This is a genomic window from Streptomyces sp. DH12 (assembly GCF_020873895.1).
Classification (GTDB): Bacteria; Actinomycetota; Actinomycetes; order Streptomycetales; family Streptomycetaceae; genus Streptomyces.
Genome location: NZ_JAHWGT010001127.1, coordinates 1 through 446, shown reverse-complemented (window position 1 = coordinate 446; position 446 = coordinate 1). Strand labels below are relative to the sequence as shown.

Here is a 446-nt window from a genome sequence, read left to right as displayed (position 1 = left end):
GACCCTACTCACGGGTATTCCTTCGGACAAGGGGTGGGACCGGCCCGTACGCCGGGCAAAGAATCCATCGACCGTTCGTAGGGACTCCACAAAGAAACGCCGTGAGGCGTTGACCTTAAGGACAGAGACCTGGACCACACCGGCTGGTTACTGTGCGGTTGAGGATCGCGGCGTACCGTGGTGCCACAAGGGATTTCACTACTGGGGCAAGCCTCGGATCACACTCCGTGTGGGCAAGCTCACCATTGGGGACGGGTCGTACGGCCGTGTCGGTAGTCCCTAAACTCAGCTTGTTTCGAGGAGGGAGTCATCGTGCGCAAGGTGCTCATCGCCAACCGTGGCGAAATCGCTGTCCGCGTTGCTCGGGCGTGCCGGGACGCGGGGATCGCGAGTGTCGCGGTCTACGCCGAGCCGGACCGGGACGCGCTGCATGACCGGGCCGCAGA

1 protein-coding gene is annotated in these 446 nt (G+C 63.2%); it reads left to right on the top strand.

The features are described 5' to 3' along the window. Positions 1-312 precede the first annotated feature (312 nt). A partial coding sequence (locus LPA54_RS38860) for a biotin carboxylase N-terminal domain-containing protein (RefSeq protein ID WP_228985104.1) occupies positions 313-446 on the top strand: 134 nt, incomplete at its 3' end.